Annotated in this window: 17 protein-coding genes; 7 read left to right on the forward strand and 10 right to left on the reverse strand. The window is 63.9% G+C overall.

All coding sequences use genetic code 11. From position 1 onward, the window contains the following. Positions 1-25 precede the first annotated feature (25 nt). The 3 genes from FJ943_RS19245 to FJ943_RS19255 are packed head-to-tail and all read left to right on the forward strand — an operon-like array spanning position 26 to position 3,458. Positions 26-973, forward strand: a complete 948-nt coding sequence (locus FJ943_RS19245) for an ABC transporter permease (RefSeq protein WP_140723854.1) — start codon at positions 26-28, stop codon at positions 971-973. Continuing rightward, positions 970-1,839, forward strand: a complete 870-nt coding sequence (locus FJ943_RS19250; RefSeq protein WP_140723856.1) for an ABC transporter permease — start codon at positions 970-972, stop codon at positions 1,837-1,839. Before FJ943_RS19245 ends, FJ943_RS19250 begins: the two co-directional genes overlap by 4 nt. Continuing rightward, complete coding sequence (locus FJ943_RS19255) at positions 1,836-3,458, forward strand: dipeptide ABC transporter ATP-binding protein (protein ID WP_140723858.1); 1,623 nt, start codon at positions 1,836-1,838, stop codon at positions 3,456-3,458. Before FJ943_RS19250 ends, FJ943_RS19255 begins: the two co-directional genes overlap by 4 nt. Positions 3,459-3,474: 16 nt before the next feature. Here the strand turns inward: FJ943_RS19255 and FJ943_RS19260 are convergent, their stop codons facing one another. Continuing rightward, entirely contained in the window at positions 3,475-3,906 is a 432-nt protein-coding gene (locus FJ943_RS19260) for a TerB family tellurite resistance protein (protein ID WP_140723860.1), read from the reverse strand. A 114-nt stretch (positions 3,907-4,020) separates the two neighbouring features. On the opposite strand from FJ943_RS19260, the gene FJ943_RS19265 reads away from it, so the two are divergent. Both FJ943_RS19265 and FJ943_RS19270 read left to right on the forward strand, forming a co-directional pair. After that, the gene (locus tag FJ943_RS19265; protein ID WP_140724190.1) at positions 4,021-4,806 is read left to right on the forward strand and encodes a TSUP family transporter; all 786 of its coding nucleotides are present in this window, start codon (positions 4,021-4,023) and stop codon (positions 4,804-4,806) included. Between the two features lie 51 nt (positions 4,807-4,857). Continuing rightward, entirely contained in the window at positions 4,858-5,028 is a 171-nt protein-coding gene (locus FJ943_RS19270) for a hypothetical protein (RefSeq protein ID WP_023769888.1), read from the forward strand. 167 nt (positions 5,029-5,195) lie between these two features. Here FJ943_RS19270 and FJ943_RS19275 read toward each other — a convergent pair whose 3' ends face one another. Beyond that, entirely contained in the window at positions 5,196-6,671 is a 1,476-nt protein-coding gene (locus FJ943_RS19275; protein WP_140723862.1) for a cobyric acid synthase, read from the reverse strand. Further along, positions 6,671-7,285 (reverse strand): dimethylsulfonioproprionate lyase family protein, encoded by a 615-nt coding sequence (locus tag FJ943_RS19280; protein ID WP_140723863.1) that lies wholly within the window; start codon positions 7,283-7,285, stop codon positions 6,671-6,673. The genes FJ943_RS19275 and FJ943_RS19280 overlap by 1 nt, the downstream gene beginning before the upstream one ends. Before the next feature lie 136 nt (positions 7,286-7,421). On the opposite strand from FJ943_RS19280, the gene FJ943_RS19285 reads away from it, so the two are divergent. Together FJ943_RS19285 and mmsB are read left to right on the forward strand one after the other, a co-directional pair. After that, complete coding sequence (locus FJ943_RS19285; RefSeq protein ID WP_140723865.1) at positions 7,422-8,588, forward strand: isobutyryl-CoA dehydrogenase; 1,167 nt, start codon at positions 7,422-7,424, stop codon at positions 8,586-8,588. A 26-nt stretch (positions 8,589-8,614) separates the two neighbouring features. Beyond that, on the forward strand, positions 8,615-9,499 hold the full coding sequence (gene mmsB / locus FJ943_RS19290; protein ID WP_140723867.1) for a 3-hydroxyisobutyrate dehydrogenase: 885 nt from the start codon (positions 8,615-8,617) through the stop codon (positions 9,497-9,499). A 283-nt stretch (positions 9,500-9,782) separates the two neighbouring features. Here the strand turns inward: mmsB and FJ943_RS19295 are convergent, their stop codons facing one another. The 7 genes from FJ943_RS19295 to FJ943_RS19330 form a co-directional block, all read right to left on the reverse strand. Then, the gene (locus tag FJ943_RS19295; protein ID WP_015317451.1) at positions 9,783-10,427 is read right to left on the reverse strand and encodes a cytochrome c oxidase assembly factor Coa1 family protein; all 645 of its coding nucleotides are present in this window, start codon (positions 10,425-10,427) and stop codon (positions 9,783-9,785) included. Between the two features lie 81 nt (positions 10,428-10,508). After that, positions 10,509-10,874, reverse strand: coding sequence for a hypothetical protein (locus tag FJ943_RS19300; RefSeq protein WP_015317450.1), 366 nt, complete (start codon positions 10,872-10,874; stop codon positions 10,509-10,511). 134 nt (positions 10,875-11,008) lie between these two features. Then, on the reverse strand, positions 11,009-12,388 hold the full coding sequence (locus FJ943_RS19305) for an aspartate aminotransferase family protein (RefSeq protein WP_140661066.1): 1,380 nt from the start codon (positions 12,386-12,388) through the stop codon (positions 11,009-11,011). A gap of 244 nt (positions 12,389-12,632) precedes the next feature. Continuing rightward, positions 12,633-14,702 (reverse strand): prolyl oligopeptidase family protein, encoded by a 2,070-nt coding sequence (locus FJ943_RS19315; RefSeq protein ID WP_140723869.1) that lies wholly within the window; start codon positions 14,700-14,702, stop codon positions 12,633-12,635. A 98-nt stretch (positions 14,703-14,800) separates the two neighbouring features. Next, a complete protein-coding gene (locus tag FJ943_RS19320; protein ID WP_140723872.1) occupies positions 14,801-15,961 on the reverse strand; it encodes an MFS transporter in 1,161 nt (386 codons plus the stop codon). A gap of 96 nt (positions 15,962-16,057) precedes the next feature. After that, positions 16,058-17,233: an MFS transporter gene (locus tag FJ943_RS19325; protein ID WP_140723875.1), complete on the reverse strand. Its 1,176-nt coding sequence runs from the start codon at positions 17,231-17,233 to the stop codon at positions 16,058-16,060. A gap of 164 nt (positions 17,234-17,397) precedes the next feature. Continuing rightward, positions 17,398-19,305 carry a phospholipase D-like domain-containing protein gene (locus tag FJ943_RS19330; protein ID WP_140723877.1) on the reverse strand — a complete coding sequence of 636 codons (1,908 nt, stop codon included), beginning with the start codon at positions 19,303-19,305 and terminating at the stop codon, positions 17,398-17,400. Positions 19,306-19,324 lie beyond the last annotated feature (19 nt).

Consider the following 19,324-nt stretch of genomic DNA (forward strand, 5'->3'; position numbering starts at 1 on the left):
TGCGCGCGCCACTCCCTCGCCTTCCATGAGCGCCTACCTCCTCAAGCGCCTCGCCGTCGCTTTAGCCACGCTGGTGCTTGCCTCGATGGTGGTGTTCGCCGTGCTGGAGATCCTCCCCGGCGATCCGGCGCGGCTGATGCTGGGCATGAACGCCAGTGCCGACCAAGTGGAACTCTTGCGCAACCAGATGGGCCTCAACGCGCCGATCGTACTGCGCTATCTGCACTGGGCCGGCGGCTTGCTCACCCTCGATTTCGGCCGCTCCTATACCTACTCGGTCCCGGTCATCGATCTCGTGCGTGAACGGCTGGCCGTCTCGCTGCCGCTGGCGCTGATCGCGCTCGCGCTCTCCACCTTGATCGCCATTCCGGTCGGCCTGTTTTCGGCCAGCCGGCGCGGACGGGCCGGCGATACGATTTCAATGGGCGTCGCGCAGCTTGGCGTTGCCGTGCCCAATTTCTGGTTCGCGCTGATGCTGATCTATGTCTTCGCCGTCTGGCTGCATCTGGTCCCGGCCGGTGGTTTTCCTGGTTGGGGCGCCGGCGCCTGGCCGGCACTGAAATCGCTGCTGTTGCCGGCGGTGGCGCTTGCCTTGCCGCAAGCGGCGATCCTGGCGCGCGTCACCCGCTCGGCGCTGATCGAGGTACTCAACGAGGATTACATCCGCACCGCCCGCGCCAAGGGCCTGCCCTATCGAGCCGTGCTGTGGCGGCACGCGCTACGCAACGCCATGATCCCGGTGCTGACCATCCTTGGCCTGCAGTTCGCCTTCCTGCTCGCCGGCACCATCATCATCGAAAATGTCTTCTATTTGCCCGGACTCGGCCGGCTGGTGTTCCAGGCGATCACCCAGCGCGACCTGATCGTCGTCGAGAGCGTCGTCATGCTGCTGGTCGCCGCCGTCATTGCCGTCAACCTCGTCGTCGACCTTTCCTATGCGGTGGTCGATCCCCGCCTGAGGACCCGGCAATGACGCTGCGCATCGACATCCCCGACGAGACGTTCCGCGGCGTCATGGCCAAGGCGTTTGGGAATACCGCTTTCGTTACCGGTTTCGTCATCACCGTGCTGATCCTGGCGATGGCGGTCGTCTCCTATGTCTGGACACCCTACGATGTGACGAGGCTGGTCATTGCGGACAAGACGCAAGGTCCCTCGCTGGCGCACTGGTTCGGCACCGACCATTTCGGCCGCGATATCCTGTCGATGATCATGGTTGGCGCCCGCAACTCGATCGCCGTGGCGCTGGTCGCCGTCGGGATCGGCATGGGTGTCGGCGTGCCGCTTGGCGCCTTCGCCGCCGCGCGCGGCGGCCTCGTCGACGAGGCGCTGATGCGCATCAACGACCTCGTCTTCGCGTTCCCCGCGCTGCTGTCGGCCATCATGATAACAGCCATCTTCGGGCCGGGCGCCGTCAATGCCATCATCGCCATCGGTATCTTCAACATTCCGGTGTTCGCCCGCGTCGCCCGCGCCGGCGCGCTGGCCGTCTGGCCGCGTGAATTCATCCTTGCCGCGCGCGCCGCCGGCAAGAGCAGCACGCAGATATCGATCGAACACGTGCTGCCCAACATCGCCACGCTGCTCCTAGTGCAAGGCACAATCCAGTTCGCGCTGGGCATCCTGGCCGAAGCCGGGCTTTCCTATCTCGGCCTCGGCGCTCAGCCGCCGATGCCGAGCTGGGGCCGCATGCTGTTCGACGCCCAGACGCGCATGGTGGTGGCGCCGTGGATGGCGATCTTCCCCGGCATGGCGATCGTCGTCACCGTGCTCGGCCTGAATCTTCTGGGCGACGGCATCGCCGACATTATCGACCCGAAATCGCGGCGACAGCGATGAGCCTGCTCGAAGTCGATAATCTGTCGCTGGTCATCGGCGACACACAGATCCTGAAAGACATGGAGCTCTCCGTCGCGCCCGGCGAAGTGATGGGGCTGGTCGGCGAATCCGGCTCCGGCAAATCGATGACCGCGCTGACGGTGATGCGGCTCCTGCCCCATGCCGCACGCGCCACCGGGCGCATTACATTCGACGGCATCGATATTCTCGGCGCGACCGAGGACCAGATGTGTGCCTTGCGCGGCGACGACATCGGCATGGTTTTCCAGGAGCCGATGACGGCGCTCAATCCGCTCAAGACGATCGGCGAACAAGTCGCCGAAGGTATACGCTGGCACACCAGGGCAAGCCGTGCCGACGCCGAGGAGCGGGCGCGAAAAATGCTCGACCGCGTCGGCCTGCCCGAAGCGAAATTCCCGCTGTCGCGCTATCCGCACGAATTGTCGGGCGGCCAACGCCAGCGCGTCGTCATCGCCATCGCCTGCGCGCTGAAGCCGAAGCTGCTGATCGCCGACGAGCCGACGACGGCGCTCGACGTGGTGCTGCAGGCACAGATCCTCGACCTCCTGCGCGATCTCGTGGCGGAGAACCGCATGGGCCTGCTGCTGATATCGCATGATCTCGCTGTCGTGACGGAGATGGCCGACCGCATCACCATCCTGCGCCATGGCGAGGTGATGGACGCCGGCGACACGGCGCGCACGCTCTCCGAACAGTTCCATCCCTATACGCGCCAGCTGGCACAGGCCTCGATGCATGTTCCGGCGCGCGCCAAGCCTCATCATGTCGGGATGGACCAACCTTTGCTGCAGGTTGAGGGCGTCAGCCGCGACTACCCCGGCCGCCGCATCTCGCTGTTCAGGCGCGCGCCCGACATACGTGCGGTCGACGATGTCTCCCTGTCGATGGCGCCGGGCCAGTCGGTGGCGCTGGTCGGCCGCTCCGGCTGCGGCAAGTCGACCCTTGCCCGCATGATCCTGGCGTTGGACCGGCCGAGTTCGGGCGTGATCCGCTTTCGCGGCGAACCCATCACCGGCAGCAGCGAGGCCGAGCTGAAGCCGGCCAGGCGCAATATGCAGGTCGTCTTCCAGGACCCCTACGGCTCCTTCGATCCGCGCCAGAAGGTCGAAAAACTGGTCGCCGAACCCCTGCATGTCCTGGAGAAAAAACCGACGCGCGCCGAGCGCCGCGAGATGGTGGCGCATGCGCTGCACGAGGTCGGCCTCGACCAACGCGACATGGACAAATATCCGCACGAATTTTCCGGCGGCCAGCGCCAACGCCTGTCGATCGCCCGCGCCATTATCACGCGCCCCAAGCTTGTCGTTGCCGACGAGCCGGTGTCGGCACTCGATGTCTCGATCCGTGCACAGATCCTGGACCTCTTCGCCGGACTCAACCAGAAACTCGGCATCGCCTACCTCTTCATCACCCATGACCTGGCCGTCGCCCGCGCCATCACGGATGAGGTGCTTGTCATGCATGACGGCAAGATCGTCGAGCGCGGCAGGACGAGCGAACTGCTCGATCACCCACAATCAGAGGCGGCCAGGGCGCTTGTCGCTGCGGCGCCGGATCTGCGCCGGGCGATCGCGAAACGGATGCAGGAACAAGGGTGAGTTGCCGATCCGCCCGCTACTCTTCCGGCTTCACCACGTCGACCGGGCTGATGTCGAGCAAATCGAGCGTGCGGCGCAACAGGCGCACCTCGGTCTCGGCCAGTTGCGAATCCGCCTTGGCGATTTCCGCCATGTGCTGCGCCAATTGCTTGCGCCGCCCGACGTCGAGGTCGCGAAACAGCGCGATCGCCTGCGAGCCGTTGGTCTCGTAGCCGAATTCGTTGAGATATTCGATGACCGCGTCGATGCTGGCCTCCGGAATGCCGAAAGCATCCTTGCAGATGCGCCGGAAGGCAACCATCTCGCTCTCGCTCACCGTGCCATCGGCCAGGATCATCCGGAACAGCATCAGCAGTTCCGCCGACAGGACGGGATCGTCCGCGACCTTTCGTACGCCCGGGTCGCCGTCGAAGATCGAGCGTATCTGGTCCAGCAATGCGAATGCCATGAACGGCCCCTTTCCGATTCCTCTTCAACAGAATTAGCGCGGAATCGGCCTTGCGCAAACGGGGTGGCCGTGGTCGAACGCGCGCTGCAGCCGACGGACATCTCGACATATCAGATGATCGACCTCACCGCCCAGACCATCGCCATGCTCGCTTTCGCCGCCTTTGCCGCGGGCTTTGTCGATTCGATTGCCGGCGGCGGCGGGCTGATCACCATTCCGGCGCTGCTGCTCGCCGGTTTTTCGCCGGTCGAGGCGCTTGGAACCAACAAGCTGCAAGGCATGTTCGGCTCCGGGTCGGCGACGATCCACTACGCCTCGAAAGGCCATGTCGACCTGCGCCGGCAGTTGCCATCGGCGCTGCTTGCCCTCGCCGGCGGCGCCATCGGCGCACTGCTGGCCACGGTCGTGCCCGGCGACCTGTTACGCGCGGCCCTGCCGCTGGTGCTGATTGCCATTGCGCTCTACTTCGCGCTCAAGCCCAACATGAACGATGTCGACCGGGCCGAGCGCCTGTCGCCCTTCCTGTTCGGCGTGACCGTGGTGCCGGCCATCGGCTTCTATGATGGCGTATTCGGGCCGGGCGCCGGTTCCTTCTACATGCTGGCCTTCGTGACGCTCGCCGGCTACGGCGTGCTCAAGGCAACGGCGCACACCAAACTGCTCAATTTCGCCTCCAACATCGGCGGCTTCATCATCTTTGCCGCTGTCGGCGTCATCTCATGGAAGATTGGCCTGATGATGGGCGTCGCCCAGTTCCTCGGCGCCCGCGTTGGCGCGAGCTTGGCCATGCGTATCGGCGCCAAGCTGATCAAGCCGCTGCTGGTCATCGTCTGCGTGGCTCTGGCGGTGAAGCTGCTGGCCGATCCGGCCAACCCGTTGCGTGTCATGATTGGTCTGTGATCACGCGCCTGTTACAGTGCTGATGTTCGAATCATGTTGGAGGAGCCAGACATGAATCTCAGCGCGCCTACCCAGATTGTTTTCATCATCTCCGTTGTCATCGCCATCATCGGCATTCTTGCCGCGCTTGGCGTCCTCGCGTTCATTCCAATCGCATCGGTGTGGATTGTTCTTATCGCCTACATCGTGCTGGCCGCCGGCTGCCTGATGCGCGGCGCCTGACAAGTTTCCCTCGACAAGCGGGGACTGAGAGCGCCCGGCCAAGCCGGGCGTTTTTGATTCTAATGCGGGCTCTGCTAGATTCGCTTGGCGGAAGGATGGGCAATGCCAATCGAGATGTCTGGTCGTTCGGCACCTACTGGCCGAAGGCCAGCGAGAAGGCCTGACCTTCAACGCGCCAGCGAAAAAATCGCGTCGCAGTCCAGATGGGTCTCCAACTCGGCGGCGACTTCGTCCAGCGCCCGCTCGACTTCGGCACGATAGTCGAGGCCACCGCCCTTGATGCCGAGGCTTTCGAGAAATTTCCCGCGAAAGCCGTCGGCGCCGAACAGGCCATGCATGTAGGTGCCGATCACCTTGCCGTCCGCCGAGATCGCGCCATCCTCGGCACCATTGATGATCGCCGACGGGCGCCTGGTGTCCGGACCCGTGGTGCGGCCGAGGTGGATCTCGTAGCCTTCGAGCGGCAGGCCGAACGGCACTGACCGGGCGCTGACATTTCGCACCGTCTTTTCCGGCTCCATCACCGTCTCGACATCGAGCAGGCCGAGCCCCTCGGCTTCCATGACGGAGCCTTCGATGCCGTCGGGATCGCGTACCATGCGGCCGAGCATCTGGAACCCGCCGCAGATGCCGACGACATGGCCGCCGCGCTTGCGGTGCGCCGCAAGATCCCGATCCCAACCATTCTCGCGAAACTTCAGGAGATCGCCGATCGTCGACTTGGAGCCGGGAATGACCACCAGCCCGGCATCGGCCGGCAGCTTCTTTCCCGGCGGCACGAATACCACCTCGACCTGCGGTTCGGCCTTGAGCGGGTCGAGATCGTCGAAATTCGCGATGCGGCCAAGCATCGGCACCGCGACTTTGAGCGCGCGCGCCTCGCCGGATGCCAGCCGCTCCAGCACCACGGAATCCTCCGACGGCAGCCGCGCCGCCGCCTTCAGCCACGGCACGACGCCGAAACAGCGCCATCCGGTGAACTTCTCGATCGCCTCGATGCCGTCATCGAACAGCGAAACATCGCCCCGGAACTTGTTGATGAGATAGCCGACGATTATGCGCCGATCCTCTTCCGGCAGGATCAGATGCGTGCCCGCGACCGAGGCGATGACGCCGCCGCGATCGATGTCGCCGACCAGCACCACCGGCACATCGGCGCGCGTGGCAAAGCCCATATTGGCGATATCGCGGCTGCGGAGGTTGATTTCGGCCGGCGAGCCGGCGCCCTCCACGATGACCAGGTCGGCGCCCTCGCAGACCTGGCCCCAGGACTCCAGCACTGCATCCATCAGCCGGCCCTTCAGCGCCTGGTAGTCGCGCGCCCTTGCTTCGCCGAACACTTTGCCCTGGACGATGACCTGCGCGCCGACATCGGTCTGCGGCTTGAGCAGCACCGGGTTCATATGCACCGATGGCGGCACGCCGCAGGCGATCGCCTGCAGCCATTGCGCGCGGCCGATCTCGCCGCCGCCATGGTTGTTGTCGCCGGGGATATCGGCGACGGCGGCGTTGTTCGACATGTTCTGCGGCTTGAACGGCCGCACCTGCAAGCCACGCTTTTTCGCGGCGCGGCACAGGCCTGCGACCAGCACCGTCTTGCCGACATCCGACCCTGTGCCTTGCAGCATGATCGCCCTGGCCATCAGCCCCTGCCCTGCGTCGCGGTGCCGGTGATCGTGGATTTTTGCGCCAACGGCCCGCCGCGCCAGATATAGAGCGCCAGCAGCGGCTCCTTGCCCGTTCGCATGGCATGGTTGACGTTGGAGGCATGGTGGACGACCTCGCCGGCCTCCCGCCTGCGAAAACCGCTTTCGCCCATGCGCCATTCCGTACCGCCGGTCAGCGGAATATAGATTTCCTCGGCGACGTGATGATGGTCGGGGTAGACGATCCCGGGTCCAAGAATCAGCAGCCCGGCGGCAGCCTCTTCGTTGACGAAGTGCCCACGCGTGCCGAAGATTTCCAGCCAGCCGTAATTGTCGATAAAGGCCCTGCCGAAATCAGCCTCGGTGTAGGTCTGTCCCCAATGCAGTTCGTTGCGCAGCTCGGCCAGCAATCGCACCAGCGGCCTCGCATCCGGCGGTGCCAGTCCGGCCGCGCGATCAAGATGGCGCAGGCAGCCAAGCGCATGCGGCTCCAAATTTCGGGCTGGCATATCCCAGCCGATACGCGCCACCGCCTCGCGCACCAGAGCGTCATCGACGGAAGCGAGATAGGCGTGGAACTTTTCCAGCAGCTTATCGAATTTTGTCGTCACATCTTGCTCCGGGCATGCATTGGTGCACAGCCGCTCCGCGGCGGGTCGGGTTGCGCGGCGGCATCATTGGTCTAGATTGGTCCGCGCGCAAAGCCAAAAACGACGGGCCAGCAGGTCAGACATCAGGGAGCACGCCATGGACGCCGCGGTCGATGCGAGCACCAGCCAGTTCGAACTCAACGAGGAACAGCGTGCCATCCAGGAGATGGCGCGGGCCTTCGCCGCCGATCGCGTCGCGCCCAATGCGCTCGACTGGGACCGCAGGCGACATTTCCCCGCCGATGTGATCCGCGAGACGGGGCCGCTCGGCCTCGGCGGCATCTATGTCAGGGACGATGTCGGCGGTTCCGCGCTCGGCCGGCTCGACGCCGTACTGATCTTCGAGGCGCTGTCGCATGCCGACCCGGCCTTTTCGTCCTTCATCTCGATCCACAACATGGTGGCCTCGATGATCGACCGCTTCGGCAATGAAGAACAGCGCCAGCGTTTCCTGCCGAAGCTCGCCTCCATGGAATGGCTGGCGAGCTATTGCCTGACCGAGCCTGGCTCGGGTTCGGATGCGGCGGCGCTGAAGACGCGCGCGGTGAAAAGCGGCGGCGATTACATCCTCAACGGCGCCAAGCAGTTCATCTCCGGCGCCGGCGACAGCGATGTCTACGCCGTCATGGTGCGCACCGGCGCCGACGGCCCGAAAGGCATCTCCACCATCGTCGTGCCCAAGGATGCGCCCGGCCTCTCCTTCGGCGCCAATGAGCACAAGATGGGCTGGCACATGCAGTCGACCCGCCAGGTCATCTTCGAGGATTGCAAGGTGCCGGCGGAGAACCTCTTGTCGGGCGAAGGCGCCGGCTTCGGCATCGCCATGGCCGGGCTCGACGGCGGCCGGCTGAACATCGCCGCCTGTTCGCTGGGCGGCGCCCAGTCGGCGCTCGACAAGGCGCTCTCCTACACCGCCGAGCGCAAGGCATTCGGCTCGAAGATCAACCAGTTCCAGGCGCTGCAGTTCAGGCTGGCCGACATGGAGACAGAGTTGCAGGCGGCGCGCATATTCCTCTATGCGGCGGCCTCCAAACTCGACCGCAAGGCGCCGGACGCCGGCAAATGGTCGGCAATGGCCAAGCGCTTCGTCACCGACACCGGCTTCAACGTCGCCAACGACGCGCTGCAACTGCTCGGCGGCTATGGCTATTTGCATGATTACGGCATCGAGAAGCTGGTGCGCGATCTCAGGGTGCACCAGATCCTCGAAGGCACCAACGAAATCATGCGCGTCATCATCGCGCGCGCCCTGATCGGCCGCTGACGCCAGCAAACTCCGGGAGAGAGACTATGACGACGATCGCCTTCATCGGCCTCGGCAATATGGGCAATCCGATGGCCGCAAACCTGGTCAAGGCTGGGCATGCCGTGCACGGTTTCGACCTGATGCCGGAAAACCTCGCGGTCGCGCGCGAACATGGCGTCGTCGTTATGGCCAATGCGCTCGCGGCGGTGAAGGATGCCGGCGTGGTCATCACCATGCTGCCGGCCGGCAAGCACGTGCTGTCGGTCTATGGGGACATTGCTCCCAAGGCCAGGAACGGCGCGCTGTTCATCGATTCCTCGACGATCGACGTCGAATCGGCGCGCAAGGCTCATACGATTGCAGCAAAGCACGGCCTGCTGTCCATCGACGCGCCGGTTTCGGGCGGCACCGGTGGTGCCACGGCCGGTACATTGACCTTCATGGCTGGGGGAGCCGACGATGCTTTCTCGGCCGCCGAGCCGATCCTGAAGCCGATGGCCGGCCGCATCGTCCATTGCGGCGGTGACGGCGCCGGACAGGCGGCGAAGATCTGCAACAACATGATCCTCGGCATTTCGATGATCGGCGTCGCCGAGGCGTTCGTGCTGGCGGAAAAACTCGGCCTGTCGCATCAGGCGCTGTTCGACGTCGCCTCGACCTCGTCGGGCCAGTGCTGGTCGCTGACCACCTATTGCCCCGTGCCTGGCCCGGTTCCCACTTCGCCCGCCAACAGGGATTACAAGCCCGGATTTGCGGCGGCTCTTATGCTGAAAGACCTGAAATTGTCGCAGGAAGCAGCGCTTGGCGCGGGCGCGGTGACACCGCTTGGCGCAGAAGCGGCGCAGCTCTATGCCCTTTTCAACGCCCAGGGCCATGGCGGCGCCGATTTCTCCGGCATAATAAATTTTCTGCGCGGCAACTCGGCGTAAGCAGCGGATTTGGTTTAGTTTTTTTCGGGTTCTTCCGGACCAAGGGCCGCAAATTTAGATTTGCTTAAGCTCTCGATAACTCCGCGGTAACGATGTCCCTATAAAACAGATTGCGAGGCGGACATATCGCATCCGCCCGGCGCTCCGGATCAGGTCTCGCGTACCGGAGCCCGTAAGTTTCGCAAGTGTCTTGGTAGCGAAACGCCATGCGTATCTGGCAAAGCCGCGTTCCCGATGGGGCGCGGTTTTTGCATTTCCGGCCCCTTTATTACCGACGATCCGTCTATATTCCGATCGCCGCACCCGGGATCGGCACATGGTCTTCATTGGTCAGCACGATCGGTGCATCGACGCCGTCGACGCGGACCACGAGCAGGCGCGTGCTCCATGTGCCGGCATTGCGAACCAGATGGGAATATACGGTGCCCTTGCCCTTGGCGCCGTGGACGGGAATGCTGAACTGGGCGTCGCCCGCGCCATTTGCATTGACGTTGAGATGACCGCCGACCCAGAAATTGTCGGCCAAATCGTCGCCGATGGCGGCCTTGACCCGAACATCGGTGCGGACGGCGTCCATGGTCATGCGGTAGGCGTCGCTGCCTTTGAGCACGAAAGGGATGCTGCCGACCATCGTCGCACAACCGCCGATACTGACCACCCATACGGCAAGGCCGGCAATCGCCCAATTGCGCTGCGTCTTGCGGAACTGCTCGGCGTCGCGCCAAGCCCGGTTCTGCCAAGCCCAGCGGCTGCCGCGCGCGCCGAGCACGAAGATCATGATGAGGTTGACGACGGGGATCAGCGCCAGCAGCGCGATGAAGGTGCTGTTGCCGATGCCCCAAATCCAGTTGAGGAAGAAGGCGCCCCAGTTCCAGCGATCGAGTTCGGCTGGAATTTCAGCCGGTTGGTTGAGCGGTTGTCCGGCCATGTTGTTCCCCATCGGCGTGTATGCCGATTGGTTCTAGCGCAAGACTTCGACGATGCGCAAAAAAGTTCCGGGGCTTCCGCCTCAACCCTTTGTGGAAAGGCGGCGAAAATTTGCCCTCACCGCGCGGCCGGCCGGCTTCAGCGCTGCGCTGATCGACCGTTCGGCCGCGACGCCGTTGAACAGCGACGGCGTTCGACCCGAGAGAACCTCCGGCCAGAAACGTGACGCCGATTGCAGGAAAGACATTTGCGCCGCAAGCGCGCCCTCGGCCATGGCGACGGTCTTCTCGCTGACAGCCATTGCCGTCTCCGCGCTCCAGGGCTCGCCGCTTCGCGCCTCCATGGCCATCAGCGGCAGCCGCATCATCACCACCAGCGGCGCCAGCATCAGGTCCGCGCCAAGGCTGGCCGCCTCTTGCACGCGTCGGCTTTTGCCGGTCTTTCTCATGTGGGCAATCCCCTGTCGCGGCCGGATCGGCCGCCCCTTACATTACGCGCCGAAGGCGAAATTCGTTCCCGCTCATAGCGCATATTTCCGGGATTGGGCGTTTCTTCGCAAAAACGCCCAATCGAGGTTTGCTCCTATCGCTTGCGCAGGTCCGCCTGTGCCAGGTCGAGCGCCTTGCCGATGCGCTCGCAAGCCATGTCGATCGTATCGCGGGTCCAGATCAGCGGCGGCGACAGGATCATCGTGTCGCCGGTGGCGCGCAGCATCATGCCGTTGGCGATCGCGTGGTCGCGCACCGTCACCGCGGCACTCCCCGACGGCAGGAAGCGCTCCTTCGTCGCCTTGTCCTTGACGATCTCGATCGCGCCCATCAGGCCGATCGAGCGCACCTCGCCGACCAGATCATGCCCGGCAATACGCTCCTGCAACGCGCTAGCGAAATAAGGTCCGGTGTCGTTCCTGACACGGTCGACCAGCCCTTCCCTCTCGATGATCTCCAGGTTCTTCAAGGCCACGGCGCAAGCCACCGGGTGCCCCGAATAGGTGTAGCCATGGTTGAACTCGCCGCCCTTCTCGACCAGCGTCGAGGCAATGCGGTCGCCAACCAGCAGCGCCGAAAGAGGCTGATAGCCCGAGGTCAGCGCCTTGGCCGTGGTGATGGTGTCCGCCTCGATGCCGAAGGTCTGCGCCGCGAACCACTCACCTGTGCGGCCATAGCCGGTAATGACCTCGTCCAGCATCAAAAGCACATCGTATTTGCGGCAGATGCGCTGCACTTCGGGCCAGTAGCTCGTCGGCGGTATCTTGACGCCGCCAGCGCCCATCACCGGCTCGCCGATGAAGGCCGCGACCTTGTCGACGCCGGCCTCGAGGATGGCGTCCTCGACGGACTTTGCCGCGCGCAGGCCGAAATCGTGGTCGCTTTCGCCCGGCAGAGCCAGCTCGTAGGCATAGGGCATCATCACATGGACGATGTTGGGCACCGCACCGTTGAGCTGCTTGTGCATGGCATCCATGCCACCGAGCGAAGTGCCGGCAATGGTCGAGCCGTGATAGGCCATCTTGCGCGAGATGACGCGGTTCTTCTCCGGCTTGCCCTCAAGCACCCAGTAATGGCGCACCAGGCGCAAGGCGGTGTCGTTGGCCTCCGAACCGGACGAGCCGTAAAACACCTGGTTCACGTTGCGTGGTGCGATCTCGGCCAGCTTCTTCGACAACAGCACCGGCGTCGGCGTGGAGCATTTGAAGAAGGAATTGTAGTAAGGCAGTTCCTTCATCTGTGCATAGGCGGCCTCGGCCAGCTCGTCGCGGCCGTAGCCGATATTGACGCACCACAGGCCGGCCATACCGTCCAGCAGTTCCGTCCCTTCGGAATCGTAGATGAACGGGCCATTGGCGCGGGTGATGACGCGCGCGCCTGCCTCACGCAGCTCCTTATGATCGGTGAAGGGATGCAGGTGATGCGCGGCGTCGATCTGCTGAAGCTGCTTCAGCGAATAATTCTGGTAGGTCATTGATTTGGTCTTTCCTCTGAAATCATTCCGGCGTTGCCGGGGCGAATTCGTCAGAGGACGGCAGGCGGCGAATAGCCGATGCGGGCGCACAGCCGCAAAAGCTCGGCGCGCAGCGTGCGTGACGACGGTGTCACCGCGACCCGGAATGCGCGAGCTGATAGTCTAGCGAGAGCCATGAAGGTACCTTAGAGCAAAGGGCGGTCGAGGTGAACCACCCTTTGCTCAGGGGTGCCATGGAATGAGGTCAGGCTTTTCCGCCCAGTGCCCGCTGCAGGAAGACATACTTCATCGCCGTCTGCGCCGCCTGCGGTCGGCGGTCGCCGCGCCCGCCATGTCCGCCTTCGGTCTCCTCGAAGAACAGCGTCTTGCCGTGTCCTGCCTCCTGCAGGCGGGCCGCCATCTTGCGCGCATGGCCGGGATGGACCCGGTCGTCGGCGGTCGAGGTCGTCAAGAGCACCGGCGGATAGGCGGCATCGGCCTTGACATGTTGATAGGGTGAATAGGCGGAAAGCCACTTGGCGTCTTCCGGCTTTGACGGATCGCCATATTCGGCCATCCACGAAGCGCCCGGCGGCAATTCGGTGTAGCGCAGCATGTCGAGCAGCGGCACCTCAATGATGACGGCGCCGAAAAGCTCGGGATGCTGCGTCAGGGAAGCGCCGGTCAGCAGGCCGCCATTGGAGCCGCCCTGGATGCCGAGCGATTGAGCCGTGGCAATACCGCGCCTGACGACATCTTCGGCCACTGCCGCGAAATCATCAAACCCGTTCTGGCGCTTGCCTTTCAGCGCCGCCTGGTGCCAGGCCGGTCCGAACTCGCCGCCGCCGCGAATGCAGGCCTGCACATAGGCATTGCCTTTCTCCAGCCACAGCCTGCCGCGCACGCCGGCATAGCCGGGCAACAGCGGCACTTCGAAACCTCCATAGCCGTAGAGTAGCGTCGGCACCGGACCGTTCTGGTCGCGCCGCCTGACGACGAAATATGGGATCATCGTGCCGTCCTTCGAGCGCGCCTCGAACTGTTCCGAGATCAGTGGCGAGGGATCGAAGCGGGCCGGCTGCGATTTCACGGTCGCCAGCGTCTCGCCATTGTCATCGGACCAGATGATCGAGCTTGGCGTCAGGAAATCGGTGAAGGAAAAGGAGACGGTGGAGCCGAAATGCTCGGCATGGCTGATACCGACAGTGCCGTTTTCAGGCAGCACGAGGGGTTTCAGCGACCAGGCACCGCGCTCGCGCTCGCAGACGAGAACCTTGCCGCGCACATTGTCCATCAAGCTGATGAACAGGCGGTCCTGCGTTCTGGCGAGCCCGGCAATGGAAACCCGGTGCGCCGGCGCCAACAAGGTTTCGATGGCGCCAAAACCGCCGGTTTCGATCCAATGCGCGAAGTCGAAGGAGTAAAGCCCGTCCGGCTGGCATGCGGTGCCGTCCGGCGCCGTCCATGGCGTGCGCACCCCGAACACCAGTTGATCCCTAAAGAGCGAGGTGTCGGTGACGTCGTCGGGCAGCGGGATGCGGCGGTTCTCGCCCGAAGGCAGCCTCAGGAAACTGTGCGATGCGAAGAAGTTGAGTGTCCGCGCCAGAAACAGGTGACGCTTCTCGCCGTCGAACTCGACACCGGCGCCAACGGCAAGATCCTCGATCTCTCCCTCGAAGATCGGAGTCGCCTCTTCCAGCCTGGTGCCGCGCTTCCAGAGCTTGACCACGCGCGGATATCCGGATTCTGTCTTGTCGGCCCCTTCGAAAGCGGCCGAGACGATGACCGTATCCTCGTCCAGCCACCCGAAGCCCGATTTCGACGCCGGTGCCTGAAAACCGCCTTCCACGAAGGACTTGGCCGCGATGTCGAACTCGCGCATCGCGCTGGCGTCACCGCCATCGGGCGACATCGAGACCAGGCAGCGGTTGAAATCGGGGTAGAGCCTGACGGCGCCGCCGAACACCCATTTTATCCCCTCCTTCGCAGCCAGCTGGTCGAAGTCGATGATTGTCTCCCAGTCGGGCTTGTCGGTCTTGTAGGAAGCGACTGTCGTGCGGCGCCACAGGCCGAGCGCATTGGTCTTGTCCTGCCAGAAATTGTAGACATGACCGGCGATCGCCGCGCCAACCGCGATATTGTCCTCGGCCGTCATCAGGTCGAGCGCCGTCTGGAACGACGCCTGATAGGATGGATCGCCCTGCAATTCCGCCACCGTGACCTCGTTCTGGCGATGCACCCAGTCGAGCGATTCCTTGCTTGTCCTGTCCTCCAGCCAGAGGAACGGATCGCCGGTCTTCTGAAAGGGCTGGGTTTTGGTCGTCGAAGCGGTCATGCAGGTCTCCGGGATTTTGAACGGCTTCGCCTACATTGCGTTGGCGGCGCTGACATTCAAGGTGCGATACGGCCTTTCGCGGCCCTTGCGGCGTTGCTTCACCGCACCCGCCGACGGATAATCGTCGCCAACGCAAGCACGGCGCAGATCGCGCCGAGCGTCAGCGGCAGGCCGCTCGCACCGGTCACATCCATTATGCCGCCCGCTAGCGGCGGGACGACAATGCCGCCGACACCCCACATCAGGGAGAATGCCGCATTGCCGGCAACCAGCGCCGAACCGGTGAAGCGCTCGCCAAGTTCGATGATGGACATCGTGTAGATGCCGTAGGACACAGCTCCCCAGACGAAGACGCAAGGCCAGATCAGCGGCGAGTCGATCAGCATCGGCAAAAGCACGCAGCCAAACAGCGTCAGCAGGACGCAGATGAAGCGCACGAGACGGGCCGTCAGCCGCTCGGCCAGGAGGCCAAGCGGAACCTGCATGGCGATGTTGCCGGCGATCATGACCGACAGCAGCGCCGACATGCGAGCCTCCGCGATGCCATGATGCGTGCCGTAGACGGGCAGCAGCGCCAGCACCGCCTGCTCGAAGCCCGCGGCTACGACCACCGCCGACAGAAGCAGCCATGCGAGCGGCATGAAACCCATCACCGAAACCTGATGCCCGGCCTCGTCTACTCTGGGCAGCCGTGGCAGAACCGACGCCAGGCAGATGCCGCAGAGCACGAAGGCGCCAATGCCAACAAGGAACGGCGGCCAGCCTTCTGTGCCAACGGCGAGCAGGCAGAGCGGGCCGGAGGCGAAGCCGGCCGAAATGATCGTCGAATAGAGGCCCATGATGCGGCCGCGCCGGGCCGGCGGCGCCAGCGCGATTACCCAGATTTCGCTGAGCACATAGAGCGGGTTGGTCACGACGCCGATCAGCAAGCGCAGCGGAAACCAGAGATAGACGTTCTGCGTCCAGCCGATCAGCGCCAGCACGACAGCCGAAAGCGCCGCGCAAGTCAGAGCCGTGCGCCCTGCTCCGAACCGCCTCGCCAGCGCTGGAATAATTGGCGACGAGACGATGAACCCGATCGGCGTCATCGCCGCCGACAGGCCGATCATCGCGGGCGAGACACCCTGGCGCTGCAGGATGAAGCTCAGCAGCGGATAGGACAGGCCCTGCGCGATGGCGAAAACGGACACGGTCGCGATCACACCGGTGATCGCTGCCCATTGCATCGTCTCGTCGCTTCTCGTATCCACCAGGTCCATGATCCATAACGCTGTCGCGGTTGCAGACTTAGCGGTTCGGCCCGGCGGCGGTAAGCCCCGCGGCCCGGACGGATGCCCGGCTCCAGCCAGACCCTGTCAGGACCCTCCGCGGTTGGCCGATCTATAAAGCGCGAACGCGACCAGCAAAGCGTCGAGGCCAATGATCACGGTTGGCAAACCCACCGGCCCGATCGCCTGCATCAGCAGGCCCGCGCCCGGCGGACCAACGATACCGCCGACACCCCATAGCAAGGCGAACGCCGCATTGCCGGTGACCAGCAGCGAACCCCTGAAGCGGCTGCCGAGTTCGACCAGCGCCATCGTATAGACACCGTAGCCCACCGCGCCCATCACCAGAAGCACGCCCCAGATCAGCGGTGTGGTGATCAGCAGCGGGAGCAGAACAGCGCAAACGGTCGTCGCCACCGCGCAGGCCAGGATCATCGGTCGGCCACCGAAGCGTTCGGCGAGCAGGCCGAGCGGGATCTGCAGAAGGATGTTGCCCAGCGACAGCGACATCACCAGCGCGGCGAGCACCGCCTCCGGCAAGCCATAGCCGGCCCCAAACACGGGAACCAGGGCATAGGTGCTTTGCTGGACGGCGGCCGAGACCAGCACCGCCAGCAGCAGCGCCGGCGCCAACCGGGCAAAACCGACAAAGCTGCCGGCAGGCTGGCCGTCATCCTCGAAACCGGCGAGCTTCGAGGAGGCAAGGCGCAAAATGACGGCACAGAGCAGGAAACCGACGATGCCGACGCTGAAGGGAGCCCAGCCCTCGATACCGACCAGAGTGAGCGTAAAGGGGCCGGCGGCATAGCCGGCGCCCATCAGTGTGTTGAACACGCCCATCACTCGCCCGCGCCGAGACGGCGGCGCCAGCGAGAGAGCCCAGACTTCGCCCAGCACATAGAGCGGGTTAATGACGATGCCGATCGTGAAGCGGATGACGTACCAGGCCACCCAGTTCTGGAGGTAACCGATGCCCAGGAAGCACAGCGCCCCGATCAGCGAGCAGCCAACCGCCAGATTTCGCGCGCCGACCAGCCGCACGGCAGCCGGCACGAAAGAGGCAGACAGAATCAGGCCAACCGGCATCATCGCCGCCGACAAGCCGATCAGGGCGGGCGACATGCCTTGCTTCTGCATCAGGAGCGTAAACAGCGGCGAGCTCAACCCTTGCGCCGCTCCGAACATGGCTAATGCGGCGGTGACGCCCGCGAGCGCCGCCCATTGCGTTCCCGCTTCGCCTTCGCTCGAGCCGGTCGCGACCATGCCGTCATCCATGTCAATGCGGCCATCGGCCAGCAAGCACGACTAGCTACTGGTTCGACCAGAGGAAAGAAAGAGCCGGACCGGAGATCCGCTTGCACCAAGGAAATCGACCGGCCGGCCGACGCCAATCGGTCCCGAATGAACTTGGATGCAGAACGCGACGGCTACGGGAAGTAGCGGGCGATTGCGCCTTTCTTGCCGTCCGCATAGGGCTTCAGCCACTTGTCGTCGATGGCAATCCCGTCAGCGTCGGAAGGCCCCTTGCCGATCGTCCTGCGCCAGGCCCGGAACTTGTAGTGGTCGAAGACGTCGAGCATGTGCACGGCATAGGCCGCGGCAAAGGTCTTGTCGCCTTCCACGATGACCAAATTCTCGTCGTTTTCGTAGGACGCCTTGTAACCGAGGTTGTGGCTGCCGGTAATGACGGTGGCGTTGTCCTCCATCGGATCGATGATAACGATCTTGTCGTGCACGATCGCGTGGCCGACGGTGAGCACTTCGGCCTGGAAATCCGTGGCAATCGTGGCCCCGGTCAGGTTCGCCGCCCGTACGATGGAGACATTCGGGGCCTCCCAGACTTTCTCCGGATAGACAAAGGGCGACTTGCCGTCCTTGTTCGAGTTGTGGGTGACCGGATCCTTGGTGGAAGCGACATAGTTGGGCATGGCCGTTTCGTCGCTGATCGCGCCCTGCACGATGAGGTTCGGATCGGCTTTCGCCGCCGCAACCGCCTGGTCCACGATCGAATTTTCGCCGAGCAGCGAAGGGTTGAACACCAGGAACAGCACGGCGCGCTTCGCCGCTTTGATGCGGGCAAAGACGTCCTGGAGGTCGACCGGACGTACCGAAATGTCCTTCTTGTTGCGGTTCGGGTCGTTGGGCGAAAACCACACCGTCATGCCGTCCAACACCGCCGAGGCGCCGTTGAGCGGGTTTGGCATGTGGTTCTCCTTGCGGAACGGCACGCCCTGCGTCTGCGCGACGTGGCCGGCAGCACTTTCCGAAGCCGGTGGCGGAAACCCATCGGCTTTCATGCGTTCCCAATAGGCGTCGAACACCTCCGCCATCGCCGGATCGTCGCGGACAAAAGCGTTGTTGGACTGGCCGCATATGCCGGTCGACGTCCAGTTGGTACTGCCGGTCATAACCGCTTGCGGATTGCCCTGGGTGTCGCGGTAGACGGCGAACTTGTTGTGGCCAATATGGTTGTTGTTGAACAGGCGGTCCGTCACCACGACGCCTGCATCGTGCAAACGCTTCCTGTAGGGTGCGTTGCCGGCATCCCAGGCCTTGGTCTGGTCATCCCTGCCCGAATTGGAGAGGATAACTTCGACTACATCCCTGGCTGCGATGATGGCGTCGCACAATTCGTCGTCGCCGAGCTCATAGAGCGCAAGCCTGACCGTGCCGCCTTCGGCCTTGGCCCGTTTCAACAGGCTGGTCAGCACGTCAGGCACGTCGCCATGCAGATAAGCGCGGATCTTGCTGGTCGGGTCTTGCAGCACCGCCCTGATTTTGTCGCGCTGGCCGACCTTGATGCCGGCTTCCGCCAGCGCATGCGACATCCATTGCGTCGAAAGCACGCCGTTGGTGAAGGCAACGCGTGCCTTGCCGAACATTTGGCCCAGGAAGATTGGCGGACTGACCGCGCCCTGCCCAAGATAGCCAAGGGGCCGCGCCGGTCCGGTATAGGCGGGTTTGCCGTCGACGACCTGATCGGGGCGCACCGGCACGGGATCGAGGCCCGCCTTCATGTCGCCAACGGGACGCACGCGGTAGACGATCATTTCGCCGTCCGGCCTGACGTCTATGCTGTCGCGGCGGCGCCTGACAGTCAGATCGCGCCAGAATGTCTTCTGCACCGGCCAGACACCGGTATCCTGCGGAATCCATCGGGGATTGCGCTGACCCTTGAAGGGCACCCAGGACGCAAGGCAACGCTCCTCGCCTGTATCGGGATAGAGGCGTACGATCTCGAAACCGAGGCAGCCTGGGATCATCCCGTCAACATCCCAGGAAAGGAACGCGACTTCGTTGTTTGTCGCGGCACGCACTTTGACGACGTCAGGCATGGCGTCCCTCCAAAAGCAG

The organism is Mesorhizobium sp. B2-3-10 (genome assembly GCF_006442275.1).
Classification (GTDB): Bacteria; Pseudomonadota; Alphaproteobacteria; order Rhizobiales; family Rhizobiaceae; genus Mesorhizobium; species Mesorhizobium australicum.

Bases quoted from the DNA above. Each gene is read 5' to 3' on its own strand.
- FJ943_RS19245 (WP_140723854.1), top strand. From the start codon at position 26: ATGAGCGCCTACCTCCTCAAGCGCCTCGCCGTCGCTTTAGCCACGCTG.
- FJ943_RS19250 (WP_140723856.1), top strand. From the start codon at position 970: ATGACGCTGCGCATCGACATCCCCGACGAGACGTTCCGCGGCGTCATG.
- FJ943_RS19255 (WP_140723858.1), top strand. From the start codon at position 1,836: ATGAGCCTGCTCGAAGTCGATAATCTGTCGCTGGTCATCGGCGACACA.
- FJ943_RS19260 (WP_140723860.1), bottom strand. From the start codon at position 3,906: ATGGCATTCGCATTGCTGGACCAGATACGCTCGATCTTCGACGGCGAC.
- FJ943_RS19265 (WP_140724190.1), top strand. From the start codon at position 4,021: ATGATCGACCTCACCGCCCAGACCATCGCCATGCTCGCTTTCGCCGCC.
- FJ943_RS19270 (WP_023769888.1), top strand. From the start codon at position 4,858: ATGAATCTCAGCGCGCCTACCCAGATTGTTTTCATCATCTCCGTTGTC.
- FJ943_RS19275 (WP_140723862.1), bottom strand. From the start codon at position 6,671: ATGGCCAGGGCGATCATGCTGCAAGGCACAGGGTCGGATGTCGGCAAG.
- FJ943_RS19285 (WP_140723865.1), top strand. From the start codon at position 7,422: ATGGACGCCGCGGTCGATGCGAGCACCAGCCAGTTCGAACTCAACGAG.
- mmsB (WP_140723867.1), top strand. From the start codon at position 8,615: ATGACGACGATCGCCTTCATCGGCCTCGGCAATATGGGCAATCCGATG.
- FJ943_RS19295 (WP_015317451.1), bottom strand. From the start codon at position 10,427: ATGGCCGGACAACCGCTCAACCAACCGGCTGAAATTCCAGCCGAACTC.
- FJ943_RS19300 (WP_015317450.1), bottom strand. From the start codon at position 10,874: ATGAGAAAGACCGGCAAAAGCCGACGCGTGCAAGAGGCGGCCAGCCTT.
- FJ943_RS19305 (WP_140661066.1), bottom strand. From the start codon at position 12,388: ATGACCTACCAGAATTATTCGCTGAAGCAGCTTCAGCAGATCGACGCC.
- FJ943_RS19315 (WP_140723869.1), bottom strand. From the start codon at position 14,702: ATGACCGCTTCGACGACCAAAACCCAGCCCTTTCAGAAGACCGGCGAT.
- FJ943_RS19320 (WP_140723872.1), bottom strand. From the start codon at position 15,961: ATGGACCTGGTGGATACGAGAAGCGACGAGACGATGCAATGGGCAGCG.
- FJ943_RS19325 (WP_140723875.1), bottom strand. From the start codon at position 17,233: ATGGTCGCGACCGGCTCGAGCGAAGGCGAAGCGGGAACGCAATGGGCG.
- FJ943_RS19330 (WP_140723877.1), bottom strand. From the start codon at position 19,305: ATGCCTGACGTCGTCAAAGTGCGTGCCGCGACAAACAACGAAGTCGCG.